Annotated in this window: 16 protein-coding genes; 12 read left to right on the top strand and 4 right to left on the bottom strand. The window is 55.8% G+C overall.

Annotated features, from left to right (window positions below):
* The first annotated feature begins 224 nt into the window (after window positions 1–224).
* On the top strand, window positions 225–1,229 hold the full coding sequence (locus ACTRW9_RS11295) for an ethylbenzene dehydrogenase-related protein (RefSeq protein WP_442429423.1): 1,005 nt from the start codon (window positions 225–227) through the stop codon (window positions 1,227–1,229).
* Window positions 1,230–1,339: 110 nt separating this feature from the next.
* On the opposite strand, the gene ACTRW9_RS11290 is transcribed toward ACTRW9_RS11295, so the two are convergent.
* A complete protein-coding gene (locus tag ACTRW9_RS11290; RefSeq protein ID WP_005006779.1) occupies window positions 1,340–1,654 on the bottom strand; it encodes a rhodanese-like domain-containing protein in 315 nt (104 codons plus the stop codon).
* Window positions 1,655–1,932: 278 nt separating this feature from the next.
* Here ACTRW9_RS11290 and flgF point away from each other — a divergent pair, with 278 nt between their 5' ends.
* The 6 genes from flgF to ACTRW9_RS11260 all read left to right on the top strand — a co-directional run bounded on the left by flgF (window position 1,933) and on the right by ACTRW9_RS11260 (window position 6,890).
* Window positions 1,933–2,724 carry a flagellar basal-body rod protein FlgF gene (gene flgF, locus ACTRW9_RS11285; RefSeq protein WP_442429422.1) on the top strand — a complete coding sequence of 264 codons (792 nt, stop codon included), beginning with the start codon at window positions 1,933–1,935 and terminating at the stop codon, window positions 2,722–2,724.
* 62 nt (window positions 2,725–2,786) lie between these two features.
* Window positions 2,787–3,575: a flagellar basal-body rod protein FlgG gene (gene flgG, locus ACTRW9_RS11280; RefSeq protein WP_005006775.1), complete on the top strand. Its 789-nt coding sequence runs from the start codon at window positions 2,787–2,789 to the stop codon at window positions 3,573–3,575.
* A 150-nt stretch (window positions 3,576–3,725) separates the two neighbouring features.
* Entirely contained in the window at window positions 3,726–4,337 is a 612-nt protein-coding gene (gene flgA / locus ACTRW9_RS11275) for a flagellar basal body P-ring formation chaperone FlgA (RefSeq protein WP_442429421.1), read from the top strand.
* A 6-nt stretch (window positions 4,338–4,343) separates the two neighbouring features.
* Window positions 4,344–5,078: a flagellar basal body L-ring protein FlgH gene (locus ACTRW9_RS11270; protein ID WP_442429420.1), complete on the top strand. Its 735-nt coding sequence runs from the start codon at window positions 4,344–4,346 to the stop codon at window positions 5,076–5,078.
* Between the two features lie 35 nt (window positions 5,079–5,113).
* Window positions 5,114–6,235: a flagellar basal body P-ring protein FlgI gene (locus ACTRW9_RS11265; RefSeq protein WP_442429419.1), complete on the top strand. Its 1,122-nt coding sequence runs from the start codon at window positions 5,114–5,116 to the stop codon at window positions 6,233–6,235.
* 31 nt (window positions 6,236–6,266) lie between these two features.
* Window positions 6,267–6,890: a hypothetical protein gene (locus ACTRW9_RS11260; RefSeq protein WP_442426328.1), complete on the top strand. Its 624-nt coding sequence runs from the start codon at window positions 6,267–6,269 to the stop codon at window positions 6,888–6,890.
* A 167-nt stretch (window positions 6,891–7,057) separates the two neighbouring features.
* Here ACTRW9_RS11260 and shc read toward each other — a convergent pair whose 3' ends face one another.
* On the bottom strand, window positions 7,058–9,025 hold the full coding sequence (gene shc / locus ACTRW9_RS11255; RefSeq protein ID WP_442429418.1) for a squalene--hopene cyclase: 1,968 nt from the start codon (window positions 9,023–9,025) through the stop codon (window positions 7,058–7,060).
* Window positions 9,026–9,271: 246 nt separating this feature from the next.
* On the opposite strand from shc, the gene rplM reads away from it, so the two are divergent.
* The 5 genes from rplM (at window position 9,272) to ACTRW9_RS11230 (ending at window position 13,258) form a co-directional block, all read left to right on the top strand.
* Window positions 9,272–9,700, top strand: a complete 429-nt coding sequence (rplM, locus tag ACTRW9_RS11250; RefSeq protein WP_442426326.1) for a 50S ribosomal protein L13 — start codon at window positions 9,272–9,274, stop codon at window positions 9,698–9,700.
* Between the two features lie 20 nt (window positions 9,701–9,720).
* The gene (gene rpsI, locus ACTRW9_RS11245) at window positions 9,721–10,110 is read left to right on the top strand and encodes a 30S ribosomal protein S9 (RefSeq protein ID WP_005006763.1); all 390 of its coding nucleotides are present in this window, start codon (window positions 9,721–9,723) and stop codon (window positions 10,108–10,110) included.
* 93 nt (window positions 10,111–10,203) lie between these two features.
* Window positions 10,204–11,241 carry an N-acetyl-gamma-glutamyl-phosphate reductase gene (gene argC / locus ACTRW9_RS11240; RefSeq protein WP_442429417.1) on the top strand — a complete coding sequence of 346 codons (1,038 nt, stop codon included), beginning with the start codon at window positions 10,204–10,206 and terminating at the stop codon, window positions 11,239–11,241.
* A gap of 270 nt (window positions 11,242–11,511) precedes the next feature.
* Complete coding sequence (gene argJ / locus ACTRW9_RS11235; protein ID WP_442429416.1) at window positions 11,512–12,708, top strand: bifunctional glutamate N-acetyltransferase/amino-acid acetyltransferase ArgJ; 1,197 nt, start codon at window positions 11,512–11,514, stop codon at window positions 12,706–12,708.
* A 25-nt stretch (window positions 12,709–12,733) separates the two neighbouring features.
* Entirely contained in the window at window positions 12,734–13,258 is a 525-nt protein-coding gene (locus ACTRW9_RS11230) for a hypothetical protein (protein ID WP_442429415.1), read from the top strand.
* Between the two features lie 149 nt (window positions 13,259–13,407).
* Here ACTRW9_RS11230 and ACTRW9_RS11225 read toward each other — a convergent pair whose 3' ends face one another.
* Together ACTRW9_RS11225 and ACTRW9_RS11220 are read right to left on the bottom strand one after the other, a co-directional pair.
* On the bottom strand, window positions 13,408–13,881 hold the full coding sequence (locus ACTRW9_RS11225) for a putative signal transducing protein (protein ID WP_442429414.1): 474 nt from the start codon (window positions 13,879–13,881) through the stop codon (window positions 13,408–13,410).
* Window positions 13,865–14,575: a hypothetical protein gene (locus tag ACTRW9_RS11220; protein WP_442429413.1), complete on the bottom strand. Its 711-nt coding sequence runs from the start codon at window positions 14,573–14,575 to the stop codon at window positions 13,865–13,867. The genes ACTRW9_RS11225 and ACTRW9_RS11220 overlap by 17 nt, the downstream gene beginning before the upstream one ends.
* Between the last annotated feature and the right edge of the window lie 271 nt (window positions 14,576–14,846).

Here is a 14,846-nt window from a genome sequence, read left to right as displayed (position 1 = left end):
ATCGGGTTCAACCGGAAGGGTAAGGAGATCATCCGTGTCACGGTTGAAGAGCCTTTCTATGTCCGGCCCGAAGAGCATCCTGGTGCGTTCTAAGTCGGGTATCATCTGCCGCTCCGGAACAGGGCACTGCGCCCTGTTCCGGGAGGCGGTTTGAACCTGGTTTGGAACGGGAGGGGATGCGCTTTCAAACCCGGAAACTGCTTAACAGGAGGAAAACCGTGAAAATGAAAAAAAGCGTAGTATTCGCATTGATTGCCGCATTCGTTCTGGGTGGTGCGATGGTGTCTTCTGCGGCAACCATCGAAGCCCTGAATGTCGGCAAGCGGGCCATTCCGGTAGATCCGACCGATCCTTTCTGGTCCAATTACGGACCGACCAAGGGCCGGCACGTGGTTGTCGATATGGACCCGCAGATGATCACCAACCCGATGTGGCCGAACCCGGCTACGAAGTGGGTGAATGTCAAAGCGGCACGCAATGACAAGGAAATCGCAGTTCGCCTTCAGTGGAGCGATGGTGTTCGCGACGATATCATGGTCCGGTCCCAGCATTACAAGGACCAGGCCGCGCTGATGTTCCCGGTGAAGACAGGCAGTGAGCCTCCTTTCACCATGGGTGCGGATGGCGAGCGTGTCAACATCTGGCAGTGGAAAGCGACCTGGGATAAAGAAGGCGCTGGACGGGCCGGAAACGAAGGCATGCAGGACCTGGAGGACTACTACTCTGATATGGCTATGGGTTCCGCTGGTTACTACATGTACGAGCCGGATGGAAACCTGTTGCTGAAAGGTGCCTTGAAACCGGATATGACCGGTAGCAAGGACGAACGCGGAAAAAGTGGCGTACACACCGGCGGCGCTGGTGAGATCGCTCAGCGTTCCACCTTTGTGGACTTTGGCATGGGTAAAAATGAAGGTGTTTACAACCCGGGCCGGGCTACCCACAACATCCTGTCCGACGCAACCATGCGGCGGTCTCCGGTTGAAGACCTCAACGCCGAGGGTTTCAGCACGCTGACCACGCAGGCCAACCAGGACGTGGATGGTAAAGGCAACTGGTCGAACGATCGTTGGGCGGTGGTTTTCAAACGCGCTTTGAAAACCGACGATGCCAATGACGCTCAATTCACTGGCAACAGCATCCCGATGGCAATCGCCATCTGGAACGGTGCCAACAAGGAACGCAATGGCCAGAAAGCCATTACGGCCTGGAATACCCTGAAGTACTGACTGACGGGCATTCTAAAAATACAAACCGGGAATGGGGTTCGCCCCATTCCCGGTTTTTTTTATCAGCCAATAAATTGGCAGCAGACAAGTTTTAAATAAACGTCCTCAGTTCACTCCGCTTCCCAGCCCATATCCATCCACCGCTGCATGCCACCCTGGCTGACACAGATAATATTGGTGAGACCCGCGCCTTCCAGGGTCTCCGCGGCCTTTTGCGCCCGTCCCCCCATTTTGCAATGAACGTACACGTTCTTGTATTTTTTCAGTTCATCGGCAATATCTTCCACATCCTCGTGGTTTTGGTTGCGAGCTCCTTTGATATGAGCTTCTTCGAATTCTTCTTCCGTCCGCACATCCAGAATCAAGTCGTCGGGCCCCATGTTGGGCAACAAATCGTGCAGTTTGTCCACGCTAATATGTTCCATGAAGAGTTTTCTCCTCCTTTAATGAACTAAAAAACTCTGTTCGTTGTTTTCAGGATTCCAAACCCGGCAAATTTGACGGGGCAACCGGGCTGACCGGAAAATTCTGCCAAAAACCCAACGCTCCCATCCGATTTTTCCCTTCTTGTTTCTCGACGGGACCGGGTTCTAACTTCAATCATCCAAAGGGTTAATGAGTTTTTTAGAACCAATAAAACAAACAATTACCCTTTGGCATCGATATTGCTCAAATCCCTGCATCGGATAAAAAGGAGTCAAGAATGCTTGAAGGTTTATATATAGCATCCTCAGCCGGGGTGAAGCAACATCGAAAGCTGGAAGTCATCAGCAACAACATGGCGAACCTGAACACGCCCGGATTTAAAAAGGACGACCTCGTTTTCAAGGAGATCGAGCCTCCCTTCCAGGGACCCAAAAGCCTGGAGGGAAATCGAAATACCCTTTTGCCCACGGGATTATCCAACATGGGCGTGAGTTATGTGGATGTGGATGGCCAGACCACGGATTTTCGCCAGGGAACTCTGGTGAACACCGGCAACCCTTTCGATCTTGCAATGCAGGAGGAGGGTTTCTTCGTGGTTGAAACGCCCGAGGGTCCCCGCTACACGCGAACGGGAAGTTTCCAGGTGGATGAACAAAGGCGCCTGGTGGATAAGGATGGCAATGTCCTTCAGGGCGTTGGTGAAACGAATATTTTGTTGCCGCTTGATAATCCGGTGATCAGTGTGGACAAGGTGGGTACCGTCTCCGCCAGGTCCAGTCAGGAAACGCAAAACCTGGGGCAATTGAAAGTAGTCCGTTTTGACAACCCGGCGCTCCTGAAAAAGGAAGGGGATAACCTCTATTCCATGAGTGACCCGAATCAATTGCCTATTCCTGTAGAGGCACCGAACATTCAGCAAGGGTTTATAGAGAACAGCAATGTCAACGCCGTTGAAGAAATGACCAAAATGATTCAAACCGTTCGAACGTTCGAGGCGTACCAGCGGATAATCCAATCCATAGATGAGGCCGATCAGCAATCGGTAAACAGCATAGCCCGTCTGGCGTAAAGACAAGGGAATAGAGTGGGCCAAGTAGAGTCCCGAAACCCAAGTGATAAAGGAACAATACCATGATGCGATCGTTATACACCGCCGCCACAGGCATGAATGCCCAGGACTTGAATGTGAGCGTGATTTCCAACAACCTGGCCAACGTGAATACTTCAGGCTTTAAAAGAAGCCGGGCGGATTTTCAGGACCTGCTTTACCAGACGTTGAAATTGCAGGGAACCCTTTCAAACACGGGTAACCAGGTACCGACGGGTATCCAACTGGGGTTGGGTGTGAAACCGGCCGCGGTACAAAAAATATTTTTGCAGGGGGATTTTGCCCAGACTCAAAACCCGCTGGACATCGCCATCGAAGGCGATGGTTTTTTCCAGATCACGACGCCCACCGGTAACATCGCGTACACTCGTGCCGGTACTTTCAAACTGAATCAGACGGGACAGATCGTCACGTCGGACGGCTTGCTCCTGCAACCGGCCGTCACCATCCCGCAGAACGCATTGAACATCTCGATCGACCCTTCCGGCGTGGTATCGGTCACCCAGCCCAATTCCCCGGTGCCTTCGGTTGTCGGCAACCTGCAGATCGCCACTTTTCAGAACCCGGCCGGTCTTCAGGCTTTGGGCGACAACCTGTTTTTACAGACCGGATCATCGGGAACACCCATCGTCGGAACGCCGGCCCTGGATAACCGGGGCGCCATCAAGCAGGGTTTTCTGGAATTGTCCAATGTGAGCGTGGTGGAGGAGCTGGTGAACCTGATCACCGCGCAACGAGCCTACGAGGTCAACTCCCGGACGGTTCAAACCGCAGACGAGATGCTTCAGATTGCGAGCAATTTGAAACGCTGATAGGGGGCTACGATGAATAACAAATTCAGAAAAAAATTCCAAAACCACCTGCTCCTGGTAACCGGTCTGCTGGTCTTCCTTATGGGAATTTGGAGCCTCCCGGCCTGGGCGGCCCCTACCCAGGTGATCGAGGCAAAAGCCATTCAGGAAATGGCCCGCCAGTTTCTAACACGTCAATTGACGTGGGCCCCCGATCGAATGAGGATGGATATTTTTTACAAGGGAGGGGATGTAACCCTGCCCGAAGGCGAAGTGGATTTTGATTTCCGCCTCCCGGGACATAAAAACAGGACGGGAACCATTCCCTTCAATCTCACCTTCCGTGTCGATAACTTGATTAAGCATCGCGTCACCCTGCTGGCCAAAGTCGAGGTTATGTTCGATGTGGTTCAGGCGACGAGAAACTTGCGAAGGGGAGATGTCATTTCCAGCGAGGATGTGAAGCTGGTTCAAGTGGCTTCCGCCAATCCCATCTTGAATAACGTCATGACAAACGTCGATGATGTGATTGGCCAGGAAGTGGTGAGCAATCTCGGATCAGGAGACATGATTTCCAATTATATGATTCGCCGGGTGCCTGTCGTAAAACGCGGGGATCGAATTTTACTGGTTGCCGAGAAAGGCCCTCTGCGAATCACCGCTCCGGGACTGGTCGAGGAAAACGGTTTCCAGGATGCCATCGTAAGGGTGAAAAACCTCCAAACCCAGAAAACCGTTTACGGAACCGTAAAGAATTCCAAAACGGTCACAGTGGATTTTTGAATGAATATGAAAACGTTTTCCACATTTGGACGAATCTTATTGCTGGCCCTGGCACTTCCCGCATTGGGCCTGGGTGGGTGTGCGGCGTTGAAAGAAAAGAAACCGGACCCGGCTGAGGAGATCCTCAAGCATGCCATTTTTGAGGTCAAGAAGGACCCGTATCAGCGTTTGGAGGGTTCCCTCTGGCCGGGGGAGACATCTGAAAACCTGTTGTTTGCGGACACCAAGGCAAAGCAGATCGGTGATGTGGTGACCATCGAGTTGGAGGAAAATTTCACTTCAACAAACTCAGCCACGACAGCCACATCACGCGATTCCAGCATAGACATCGAAACGGGGAGCGTGCTGGGCCTGCCTACAAACCTGGGCGTGTCCAATTTTCTGGGGAGCACCCAGTCGTTCAATCCGAATTTGAACACCAGCGTCAGCCGGTCGCATGATGGAGAGGGCACCACCACTCGAGCGGGAACCATGACCGGCACCATGGCGGCGATAATCACCGAGGTATTGCCCAACGGAATTTTTAAAATCGAAGGACGCCGTACAGTGATGGTGAACGACGAGGACCAGACCATGATTCTTGGAGGTTTGATCCGCCGTGTGGACATCGGATTCGACAACACCATTTCGTCGCAGAACATTGCCAATGCGTCTATCACCTATTCAGGAAAAGGTGTGGTCTCGGAAGAACAGAATCCGGGCTGGCTTTCCCGGTTCCTGGCATACGTCTGGCCGTTCTGATGAGCAGACAAGGAAATTTTATGGGAGAGAAATTGATGTTTCGTAAGTTGAGGTGGGTTCAGGTATTTGCGTTTCTCTTGTGCTTTTTGATGCTGACGGAAAACGCCAGCGCCATCCGCATCAAGGAACTGGCGAATGTGAACGGAGTGCGCGCCAACCAATTGATCGGGTTCGGGCTGGTGATCGGTTTGGCAAACACCGGTGACCGCGCCACCAACGTGTTCTTCTCAATCCAGACGATGGTCAACATGCTGCAGAAGCTGGGGGTGACGGTTCCACAGGACCGCGTCAACCAGTTGCAGTTCAAAAATGCCGCCACCGTCATGGTGACCGCCGAACTGCCGCCCTTCGCACATCAGGGTGACCGCATCGACGTGACTGTCTCCTCGCTTGGTGACTCGAGCAGTCTTCAGGGTGGGACCTTGCTCATGACTCCCTTGAAAGGTCCGGACTCCGTCACTTACGCCGTGGCGCAGGGCCCGGTATCCATTGGCGGCTTTGCCGTTCAGGGTCAGGGGCAGGGAGTGCAGGCGAATCATCTGAACGTCGGCAGGATAACCGGTGGCGGGATGGTGGAAAAAGAACTGCCCAATACGTTCCATACCAAGGAAAGCATCATCCTGTCTCTCAAACAAACCGATTTCACCACCGGCGACCGTATTGCAAAAAAAATCAATTCCGTATTGAAAGACGAGTTCGCGACGAACCTGGATGGTCGAACCATTCATATCAAAGTGCCTCAATTTTACAGGAACAATGTCGCCGAATTCGTGACACAAATCGAGGTACTGGATGTCCAACCGGATTCCGTCGCGAGAGTGATCATAGACGAAAGAACCGGCACGGTGGTCATGGGGGACAATGTAAAGATATCGAGAGTGGCAGTGGCCCACGGAAACCTGTTTGTCCAGGTCACGGAGGAACCCGTTGTTTCACAGCCGGAACCCTTATCTGAGGGACAAACGGTGATCCTCCCAAGAACCCGGATTGCCGTAGGGCAGGATGAGGACCGCCTGATTGTCGTGCCCGAGGGCATTGACCTCGGTCAGGTGGTCAACGGACTGAACGCCATCGGCGTGACGCCGCGCGACCTGATTTCAATACTTCAGGCGATCAAGGCGGCGGGGTCCCTGCACGCGGATCTGGATGTCATTTAAGCAAGCAAACATAGGAGAGGGGTGCACGACCATGAACGGCATCGAGCATTTAAACAAAACTTTTTTGCGGATCAAAAACTGGGGATTTGATTTCATCGCCATCCACGTGAAGGCCATTTGCATGGTCCTCATCCTGGTGTTTCTGTCCGCGTGTGAGGTGAAGATGGCGCCTTCGCAGTTCTGGGAAACGGTCTTCACGCCGGATACCGATTCCGAGTATTACAAAAAGAAATCGGAAAACCTGGTGACCGACCTCACCCACGGAGTGCAGGAATACGAGATCAATAAAGTGGTGGTGCTCGACCTGGTGGATGACGACAATCGCGTGCCCATTTTAGGCGAGTACATGGCGTCGCGCGTGGTGGAAGCCATCACCCGCGGCCGCTTCTTCCGCGTATCGCAGAAGGGGGAGGTGCTGGCCACGCTGGAGCGTCTGGAACTCAAACCCTCCGTGCGCTATACCAGGGAAGAAATTCAGCGAATCGGTCACGAGTTGAAAGCGCAGGCCATCATCAATGGCAAGGTCCGTGACATCGGCGCCAATATCGACGTTCATGTATCCATGGTGGACATTGCAAGCGGCGAGGTCATCGCCTCGGCCACCGAACAATTGAACCGGACCCGGTTTGCGGTAGAACTTCTGCGCCATTACTGACTCGCCCTCGGTAATGGAATTCCAGCCCGGATGAGCGGCTTCCCCGTTTGCCCGGGAAAACAAAACCACCCTGTCTTCAAAGACAGGGTGGTTTTTTGTATTGCAGCAGGTCGTCCCCCGGGCCCTCTTGAAAGCAGTAGCCCGTCGTCCCGGACTCGGTCCAGACTTCAGGTTGCGTCGGGTGCCCGGCGTTGAGGTACGGTGCCGTGATCGAGCACATGGCGGTAGCGCGCCAGCGCCATCAACGGGAAAAACTGCCGGTACATGTGGTAGCGGATATAGAAGTGTTCGGGGAATCCGGTACCGGTGAACTCGTCCTCGTACCACGAGCCGTCATCCTGTTGCGTGGTGATGAGGTACTCCACACCGCGGCGCACCACCTCGCTTTGCGCTTCTCCCGCTTCCACCAGCGCCATCAGCGCCCACGCGGTCTGCGACTTGGTGCTGTCGCCTTTGCCGGCATACTCGTAGTCGGAGTAGCTGTAGCAGGTCTCGCCCCAGCCGCCGTCTCCGTTCTGCCGTGAATTCAACCAGTCCACTGCCCTGCGTACCATCGAGGACTGCATGTCCTCGCCGATGGAACTGAGCCCCATCAAAACCAGCCACGTACCGTAGATGTAGTTCACGCCCCAGCGGCCGAACCAGCACCCTTCCCGCTCCTGGCTGTCGCGGATGAACGTGAGCGCGTGCTCCACCCGCGGGTCCTTGGGGTCGTGGCCGATGCGCCCGAGCATCCACAAAATGCGTCCGGTCACATCCACCGTGGGTGGATCCAGCATGGCGCCGTGGTCCGCGAACGGGATTTCATTGAACAGTTCGTGATCGTTGTCGCGGTCGAACGCCCCCCAGCCGCCGTTACTGCTTTGCATGCTCATCAGCCAGGTCAGCGCGCGCTGGAACTCGCGTTCTTTCCACTCGGTGTCGGAGATGGCGGTGCGGTGAATCGACATCAGAATCTCGGCGGTGTCGTCGGTGTCCGGGTAGGCTTCGTTGTAAAACTCGAACGCCCAGCCGCCCGGGGGTGTGTGCGGATTCTTGATCTGCCAGTCGCCGCCGCGCGTCACCTGCTTTTTCACCATCCATTCCACCGCCTTCACGATGCGCGGATCGTCCCCCGGCACGCCCGCGTCCATCAAGGCGTTGCAGGAGATCGCCGTGTCCCACAAAGGCGAGACGCAGGCCTGCATCCATTCTTGGTCTCCCTGCCGGATGAAGAAGCGGTCGATGCTTTCCATGCCTTTGACGATCGCCGGGTGGTCCATCGGGTAGCCCATCAGGTTCAGCGCGAGGACCGAGTTGAACATGGCAGGCTGGATGCCGCTGAAATCGCCTTCCGGTTCCTGGTGTTTGAGGATCCATTTCTCGGCGCGGCGCATGGCGATTTTGCGGAACGGTTTCCACGAGGATTTGCCCAGCAGTTTCAGCACGCGGTCGGCCAGCATGAACGCCGAAGACCAGTTGAGCCCCGGGTTGCGGTTCTTCACGCCCATGTCGCGGTCGGCCCCGGTGAAGATTTCCGGGACGGATTGTTCCGTCGGCAGGGGCCACACCGGTTTCAGCGAGCACACGACGGAAAGCGGCACCACCGTGCCGCGCGACCAGCTCGACATCTCGTAGATGTTGAAGTAAAACCACGTCGGCAACAGGACTGCTTCCACCGGCGTGGCGGGGGTCCATTTCCAGTCGATCTGCCCCAGCATGGCGAGGAAGATTTTGGTGAAGACCCGTGCCTTGCGCACCCCGCCCAGACCGAAAATGCACTGCCGCGCTTTCGCCATTTCGGGCGCATCCAGAGGAAGGCCGCACATCTTGAGCGCGGTGTACGCTTCCACCGTGGTGCCGATGTCCGGCGGTCCGCCGTAGTACAGCGTCCAGCCGCCGTGCTCCTGCTGTTGCGCCAGCAGGTAGTTTTTGATGCGTTCTTTTCTCTCCGGCTGGTCCAGGCCGAGGAAGTGCATCAGGAACACGTATTCGGCGGTGATGGTGACGTTTGACTCCAGCTCCTCGACCCAGTACCCTTCCGGATACTGCGTGGAGAAATGGTGTTCGCACGAGCGGGAAATGGCCGTGTCCAGCCGGGCGCGGTCGTTTTCAACCTGCGCAGGGGCTTCTGGATTTGTGGGGTCGTTTTGCAAATTTTTTAGATTTGAATTCTGCATGATCGCGAAAAAATGGTAAACTTGGGGTTCTCCACCGGCAACGCCGATTTCAGCCAGTCTTAAGGAAACGCTAAAATACCGCAAACCGTTTCCAAAGGGAAGCCCGGATCGGGCCCGGAAGCGATTATTTTTCAAAACCTTTCGCTTTCCTGTTGACACCGGGACCGGAGTTATCTAGTATAACCCGTTTACATATCCAGAAGAAATCTCCAGGTTATTGAAATGAAAACGTTTTCCGCGAAACAAAGCGATGTGGAAAAAAAGTGGGTCGTGGTGGATGCCGCGGACCAGCCGCTCGGCCGCGTGGCCAGCAAAGTGGCGGCCATCGTCCGGGGTAAAACCAAACCCATTTTCACCCCCCATGTGGACACCGGCGACAACGTCATCGTCATCAACGCCGCCAAGGTGAAACTCACCGGCCGCAAATGGGAAGACAAGATTTATTACCATCACACCGGTTGGCCCGGCGGCATCAAGTCGGCAACGGCACGGCAGGTGATGGAGAAACAGCCGAAGGAATTGTTGAAGAACGCCATCAACGGCATGCTTCCGAAGAACCGGCTGGGACGGACCCTGAAAAACAATTACCGGATTTACGACAACGACAATCATCCGCATGAAGGCCAGAAACCGGAAGCGGTGACGCTTTAGAGCGATTGGGAGTTTTTTGAATGGAAGATCGATATTACGCAACCGGACGGCGAAAAGAATCCATCGCCAAAGTGTGGATCACTCCGGGTGAAGGCCAGATCACGGTCAACAACAAGAATCTCGACGCCTACTTCGGTCGGCCGACGGCGGAGATGATCGTGCGCCAGCCGCTGGTTCTCACCGAGACGCTCGGCAACTTCGACATCCGGGCGACGGTACTGGGCGGCGGTTTGTCCGGCCAGGCCGGTGCCCTGCGGCTCGCGGTTTCGAAAGCGCTCCTGGGATCCGATCCCGAACTGCGCCTCCCTCTCAAAAAAGCCGGCTTCCTCACCCGCGACCCCCGCGAGGTTGAGCGTAAAAAATACGGCCGTCGTGGCGCCCGCAAACGTTTTCAGTTCTCCAAGCGCTAAAAACTCTTTTGCGGACTTTCTTTCCGCACGTTTCCTGAATTATCATGTGGAAGGTTCGGTCCCCGAACCTTCCATTTTTTTTGTGATCCCGTTATGAACCGAGTCAGCATCGCAGGGGCCACGGGGTACACCGGCATCGAACTGCTTCGCCTGCTGGTGCGTCACCCCAGTGTGCGCATCGTATCCCTGACCGCCGAATCCCACGTCGGCAGGAACATCGCCGAAGTTGCGCCCTCGCTCAGCGGTTACCTCGACCACACGCTGGTGCCGCTGGATGCCTCGATCGGCAGGGACTGCGACATCCTATTCCTCGCCCTGCCGCACACCGCGTCGATGGCGCACGTGCCGGAATTGTTGCAGGGCGGGTGCCGCATTGTGGACTTGAGCGCCGACTACCGCCTGCACGACAGCCAGGTGTACGGCGAATGGTACAAAACGGAACACCAGAATCCCGAACTGCTGAAAGAATCGGTGTACGGCCTGCCCGAGTTGCACCGGTCTTCCATCGGCTCCGCGCGGCTCGTCGCCAACCCCGGCTGTTACCCGACGGGCGTCATCCTCGCCGCCGCGCCGTTGATCCAGACCGGATGGGGCGATGCGGATTCCATCGTCGCCGACTGCAAGTCCGGCGTCTCCGGCGCCGGGCGCAAGTTGAGCCAGACCACCCAGTTCTGCGAAGCGAATGAAGGCGTCTCCGCCTACGGACTCGCCGAGCACCGCCACGCTCCGGAGATCGAGCAGGAGATCAGCCGCCTCGCCGCGCGGGACGTCACCATCACGTTCTCGCCGCACCTCATGCCCATGACGCGCGGCCTGCTGTCCACGGTGTACGTGAACCTGAAACAGGAGATCGACCGCGACCGTCTGCATGAGCATTACGAAGCGTTCTACGAGAAGGAACCCTTCGTGCGTGTTCTGCCTCCGGGCCGTTTTGCCAACACGCATTTTGTCGCCGGGTCCAACTTCTGCGACATCGGCGTGCAGGTGGACACGCGGAACCGTCGCGCCATCATCACCAGCGCCATCGACAACCTGATGAAAGGCGCATCCAGCCAGGCGGTGCAGAACATGAACCTGATGCTGGGCCTCGAAGAAACCGTGGGGCTCGACACACCGCCCCTGTTTCCATAAAGATCTTATTGGAAAACTTTTCGCAGTCCTTCACCTGGCAAGGGGTGCCTGGCAGGGACTCCTGGAAGTGACACATAGTTTCTTCGCTTCGCTCAGAATGACCCGGCTGAGCCGGGAGTCAACAGGGTGATGTCCGGTGGGCGAACCATGGGCTCTCGTTCGTTTGCCGCGGGCCACGCCCGCTGTCATGCAGAGGAGCCGGCGGCGACGAAGAATCCATGTTTTTCTTTTCCAAATATTGCGAATCAGTCCTTTTGCCTGGATACACACATGAAACTGAAAACGAAAAAAACTCTGTCGGTGCCGGGCTTTCAAGCCGGAGGCGTGGCCTGCGGCATCAAGAAAAACGGCAGGCCGGATCTCGCGCTGATCGTCTCCGACACTCCCGCCACCGCCGCCGGACTGTTCACCACCAACCGCGTGGTCAGCCCCACGGTCACGGTGACGCAACAACACATCCAAAGCGCCAAAAGCGTGCGCGCCATCGTCGCCAACAGCGGCAACGCCAACGCCTGCACCGGAACGGACGGTGACCAAACCTGCCGCGACATGGTGGCGCTCACCGCAAAGCAACTGGGTGTCGAGGATAAGGAAGTGCTGGTCGCCTCCACCGGTGTGATCGGAGTGAAACTGCCGCTGGCTCCGCTGAAGAAAGGCCTGCCGCAACTGGCCACGCAACTTTCACCGAAAGGCTGGAATGATGCGGCGCAGGCGATCCTCACCACCGACCTCGTCATCAAGACCGCCTGTGTGGAGTCCAACGGCATCACCGTCGGCGGAATCGCCAAGGGATCGGGCATGATCCATCCGAACATGGCGACCATGCTGGCGTTTGTGGCCACCGATGCGAGGATCGGCAAAGCCGACCTCAAGGCCGCACTCAAGATCGCGAACGAACACACCTTCAACCGCATCAACGTCGATGGCGACACCAGCACCAACGACATGGTGCTGGTCCTGGCGAACGGGCAGGCGGGAAACGCCCCGGTCAAAAAAGGCACGAAAGCGTTTCGGGATTTTGTCGAGGCGTTGACCGCAGTGTGCAAGTCGCTGGCGTTCGCCATCGTGAAAGACGGCGAAGGGGCGACCAAGTTCGTGACCGTGTCGGTGAAAGGGGCGAAGACGGAGAAAGACGCGCTCACCGTGAGCCGTGCCGTGGCCGATTCCAAGCTGGTGCAGACGGCACTGTTCGGCGAGGACCCGAACTGGGGCCGCATCATCGCCGCCGTCGGCTACGCGGGCGTGCGGGTGAAACCGGAGAAGATCGACATCGCGTTCAACGGCACGCCGCTGGTGAAAAACGGCGCGCCGGTGGCGGGGCTGTCCGTGACCGCGCTGCACAAACAGATGAAGGCGAAGGACCTGAGGATCGACATCGGCCTCGGCATGGGCAAAGCCTCCGCCGAAACCTACACCTGCGACCTGTCCTACGACTACGTCCGCATCAACGCCGAGTACACGACATAAAATTACCAAAAGAAAGTTTTACCTTATGGCTGGTAAAAAAATGAAGGAATACGAAAAAATAGGAAATTTCCCAAACGCTTGGATAAATATTGCCAAAAATCTTCTGATTTCGGCCGGAATATTAAAAGATGCATTTGATGATGCGGTATCAAACCTGAAAGGTCCTGAAAGTAATAAAAATTTTGAGATATTCTCAAGCACATTTATGTCTCATTTGATGCTTCGCGCATTTGCTTTGGAATGTCTTTACAAAGCTATTTGGTTAACTCAGGGTAATGAATTGTATGACAATGGATCGTTCAAAGGAATTGATGGATATAAAGGACATAATTTAGAAAAGGTGGCTCAGGGAGTAAGCTTATACGACAACTTAAATGATGTTCAAAAAAGAGTCTTATCGGTACTTTCTCAATTCAATGAAAGAGGTCGGTATCCTGTTTTGAATAAACCAAAAGATGTACAGAAATTATTGGGATGGTGTGTTTCAAACCATGATCCGGCTTTTGATGAGATTGTAGCGATGCTCTATTCAGAATTAGGGATTAGTTAGGGAAACATGCTTCACCTGTGCAGGTAGAGTTTTTCAAAAGTCATAAAAATTCAGAGGAAGCCACCCTCACCCCAGCCCTCTCCCGGCAAGGGAGAGGGAGTCTTTAAATTCCTTCTCCCCTCGCGGGAGAAGGCTAGGATGAGGGGGCATCATGATTCTTCCTTCGCTTGGTTCTTTGGCCGTTTGAAGGTCGCGCGGCAGGTGTGGCATTTCATGGTTTCGCGGAGGAAAAACAGCGGTGCGCCCAGAAGGGCGAACGTTAAAAGGAGCATCAGCGGGTCACCCAGCACCATGGTCGCATGGGTCCCGCCGCAACGGGGGCAGGTGAGCGGCGGTTCGGTATCGATCTCCGCGATCTCGTCCTGGTGGTCGGTGGTGAGGATGTCCTTCGCCGCGTCCACCCAGTCTTCCGGCACCTGCACCTTGATGCCGCCCACCGCCGGCGTGTACAGCCAGTTGATGCTGAGCAGGTGTTCGTCGGCGATGAACACGGGAATGCCCTCCGCCTCCAGCCGCGCTTTCGCCAGGTGCGCCTCGTAGGGCATCGAGTAGCGGGCAATGGTGACCAGTTCCGTCATGCCGTCCCCCGATCCGGTGAATGAAGAATCAATCGCCGAGTCCATAGTATTCCGTATCGAACGGGTAAGGCGTGGGCGCGGTCCCGTGCACGCCGAACCCGCCCTGCCCTTCGGTTTTCCATTCGCGGCCGTCCACCGTTTGCAACGAATGTCCCGCCAGCAGGCCCCAGTGGTAGCGCAGTTGCACTTCCAGCGGCACTTCCATTTTACCCGAATGCGCGAGGTGACGGGTGAGCGGCTCCGAATACATGTAGAAAAAATAACCCGGCGCGTCTTTCAGATGCAGTTCGACGTAGTGGCGTCCGTATTCCGCACCCGGACCGGCGGCAGAGGGCGTTGACTTGTACGTTGCCGCAAGGGTGCGGGTGACGGTGACGTGGGTGAACAGGGACACGGCAACCAGGTGCAGGACGAACGCCACACACAAAGCGAGGAACACCTGCAGCGCTGTGCGGAAAAAACTGAACGCCAGCACCACCACCGCGATCCCCGTGTTCGTCACGAGCAACCACAAAGGCAGGCCCTCGCCGAACGCCATCTGCAATCCCGCTTTCACCAGCCCCACCCCCAGCACCGCCGCGCTCAACATCCACAACGTGACACGGGTGATGGTTTCCGGCGACCTGCGATCCCCGGGAATCAGCAGGACACCGGGAATGGTGAGCAGGACGAACAGGCACAACTCCGCTCCAAAGGGAACGAAATTGAGTGCCGACAGACTTCCGTAAATCGCCTCCATAACTCTCCTCATTTAAGTAAGAGTAACGGAATGAAACGCTATTGGAACCCGTTCCGGTCCCAAGGTCAATGCCTGTGCAATCCGGCGGCCCATCTTGATTTTGGGCTTTTGAACTTTTTAGGAACTCCTAACTTTTCCAAAATTGAGACAAGCTTCAGGCCGGATGGCGGGAAAGCCCCTTGCTTTCATTGCGCCACCGGAATTGATTCCGGAGGAGGCCCTTGATCTCAAAAAATAGGGCAATTATGCGTTACCCTCTTGAAATTTCTAT

Source organism: Nitrospina sp. 32_T5, assembly GCF_052156635.1.
In the GTDB taxonomy this organism is placed as follows: Bacteria; Nitrospinota; Nitrospinia; order Nitrospinales; family Nitrospinaceae; genus Nitrospina.
Note: the sequence above shows the minus strand (reverse complement) of the source record. Positions and strands in the feature narration are given on the sequence as shown.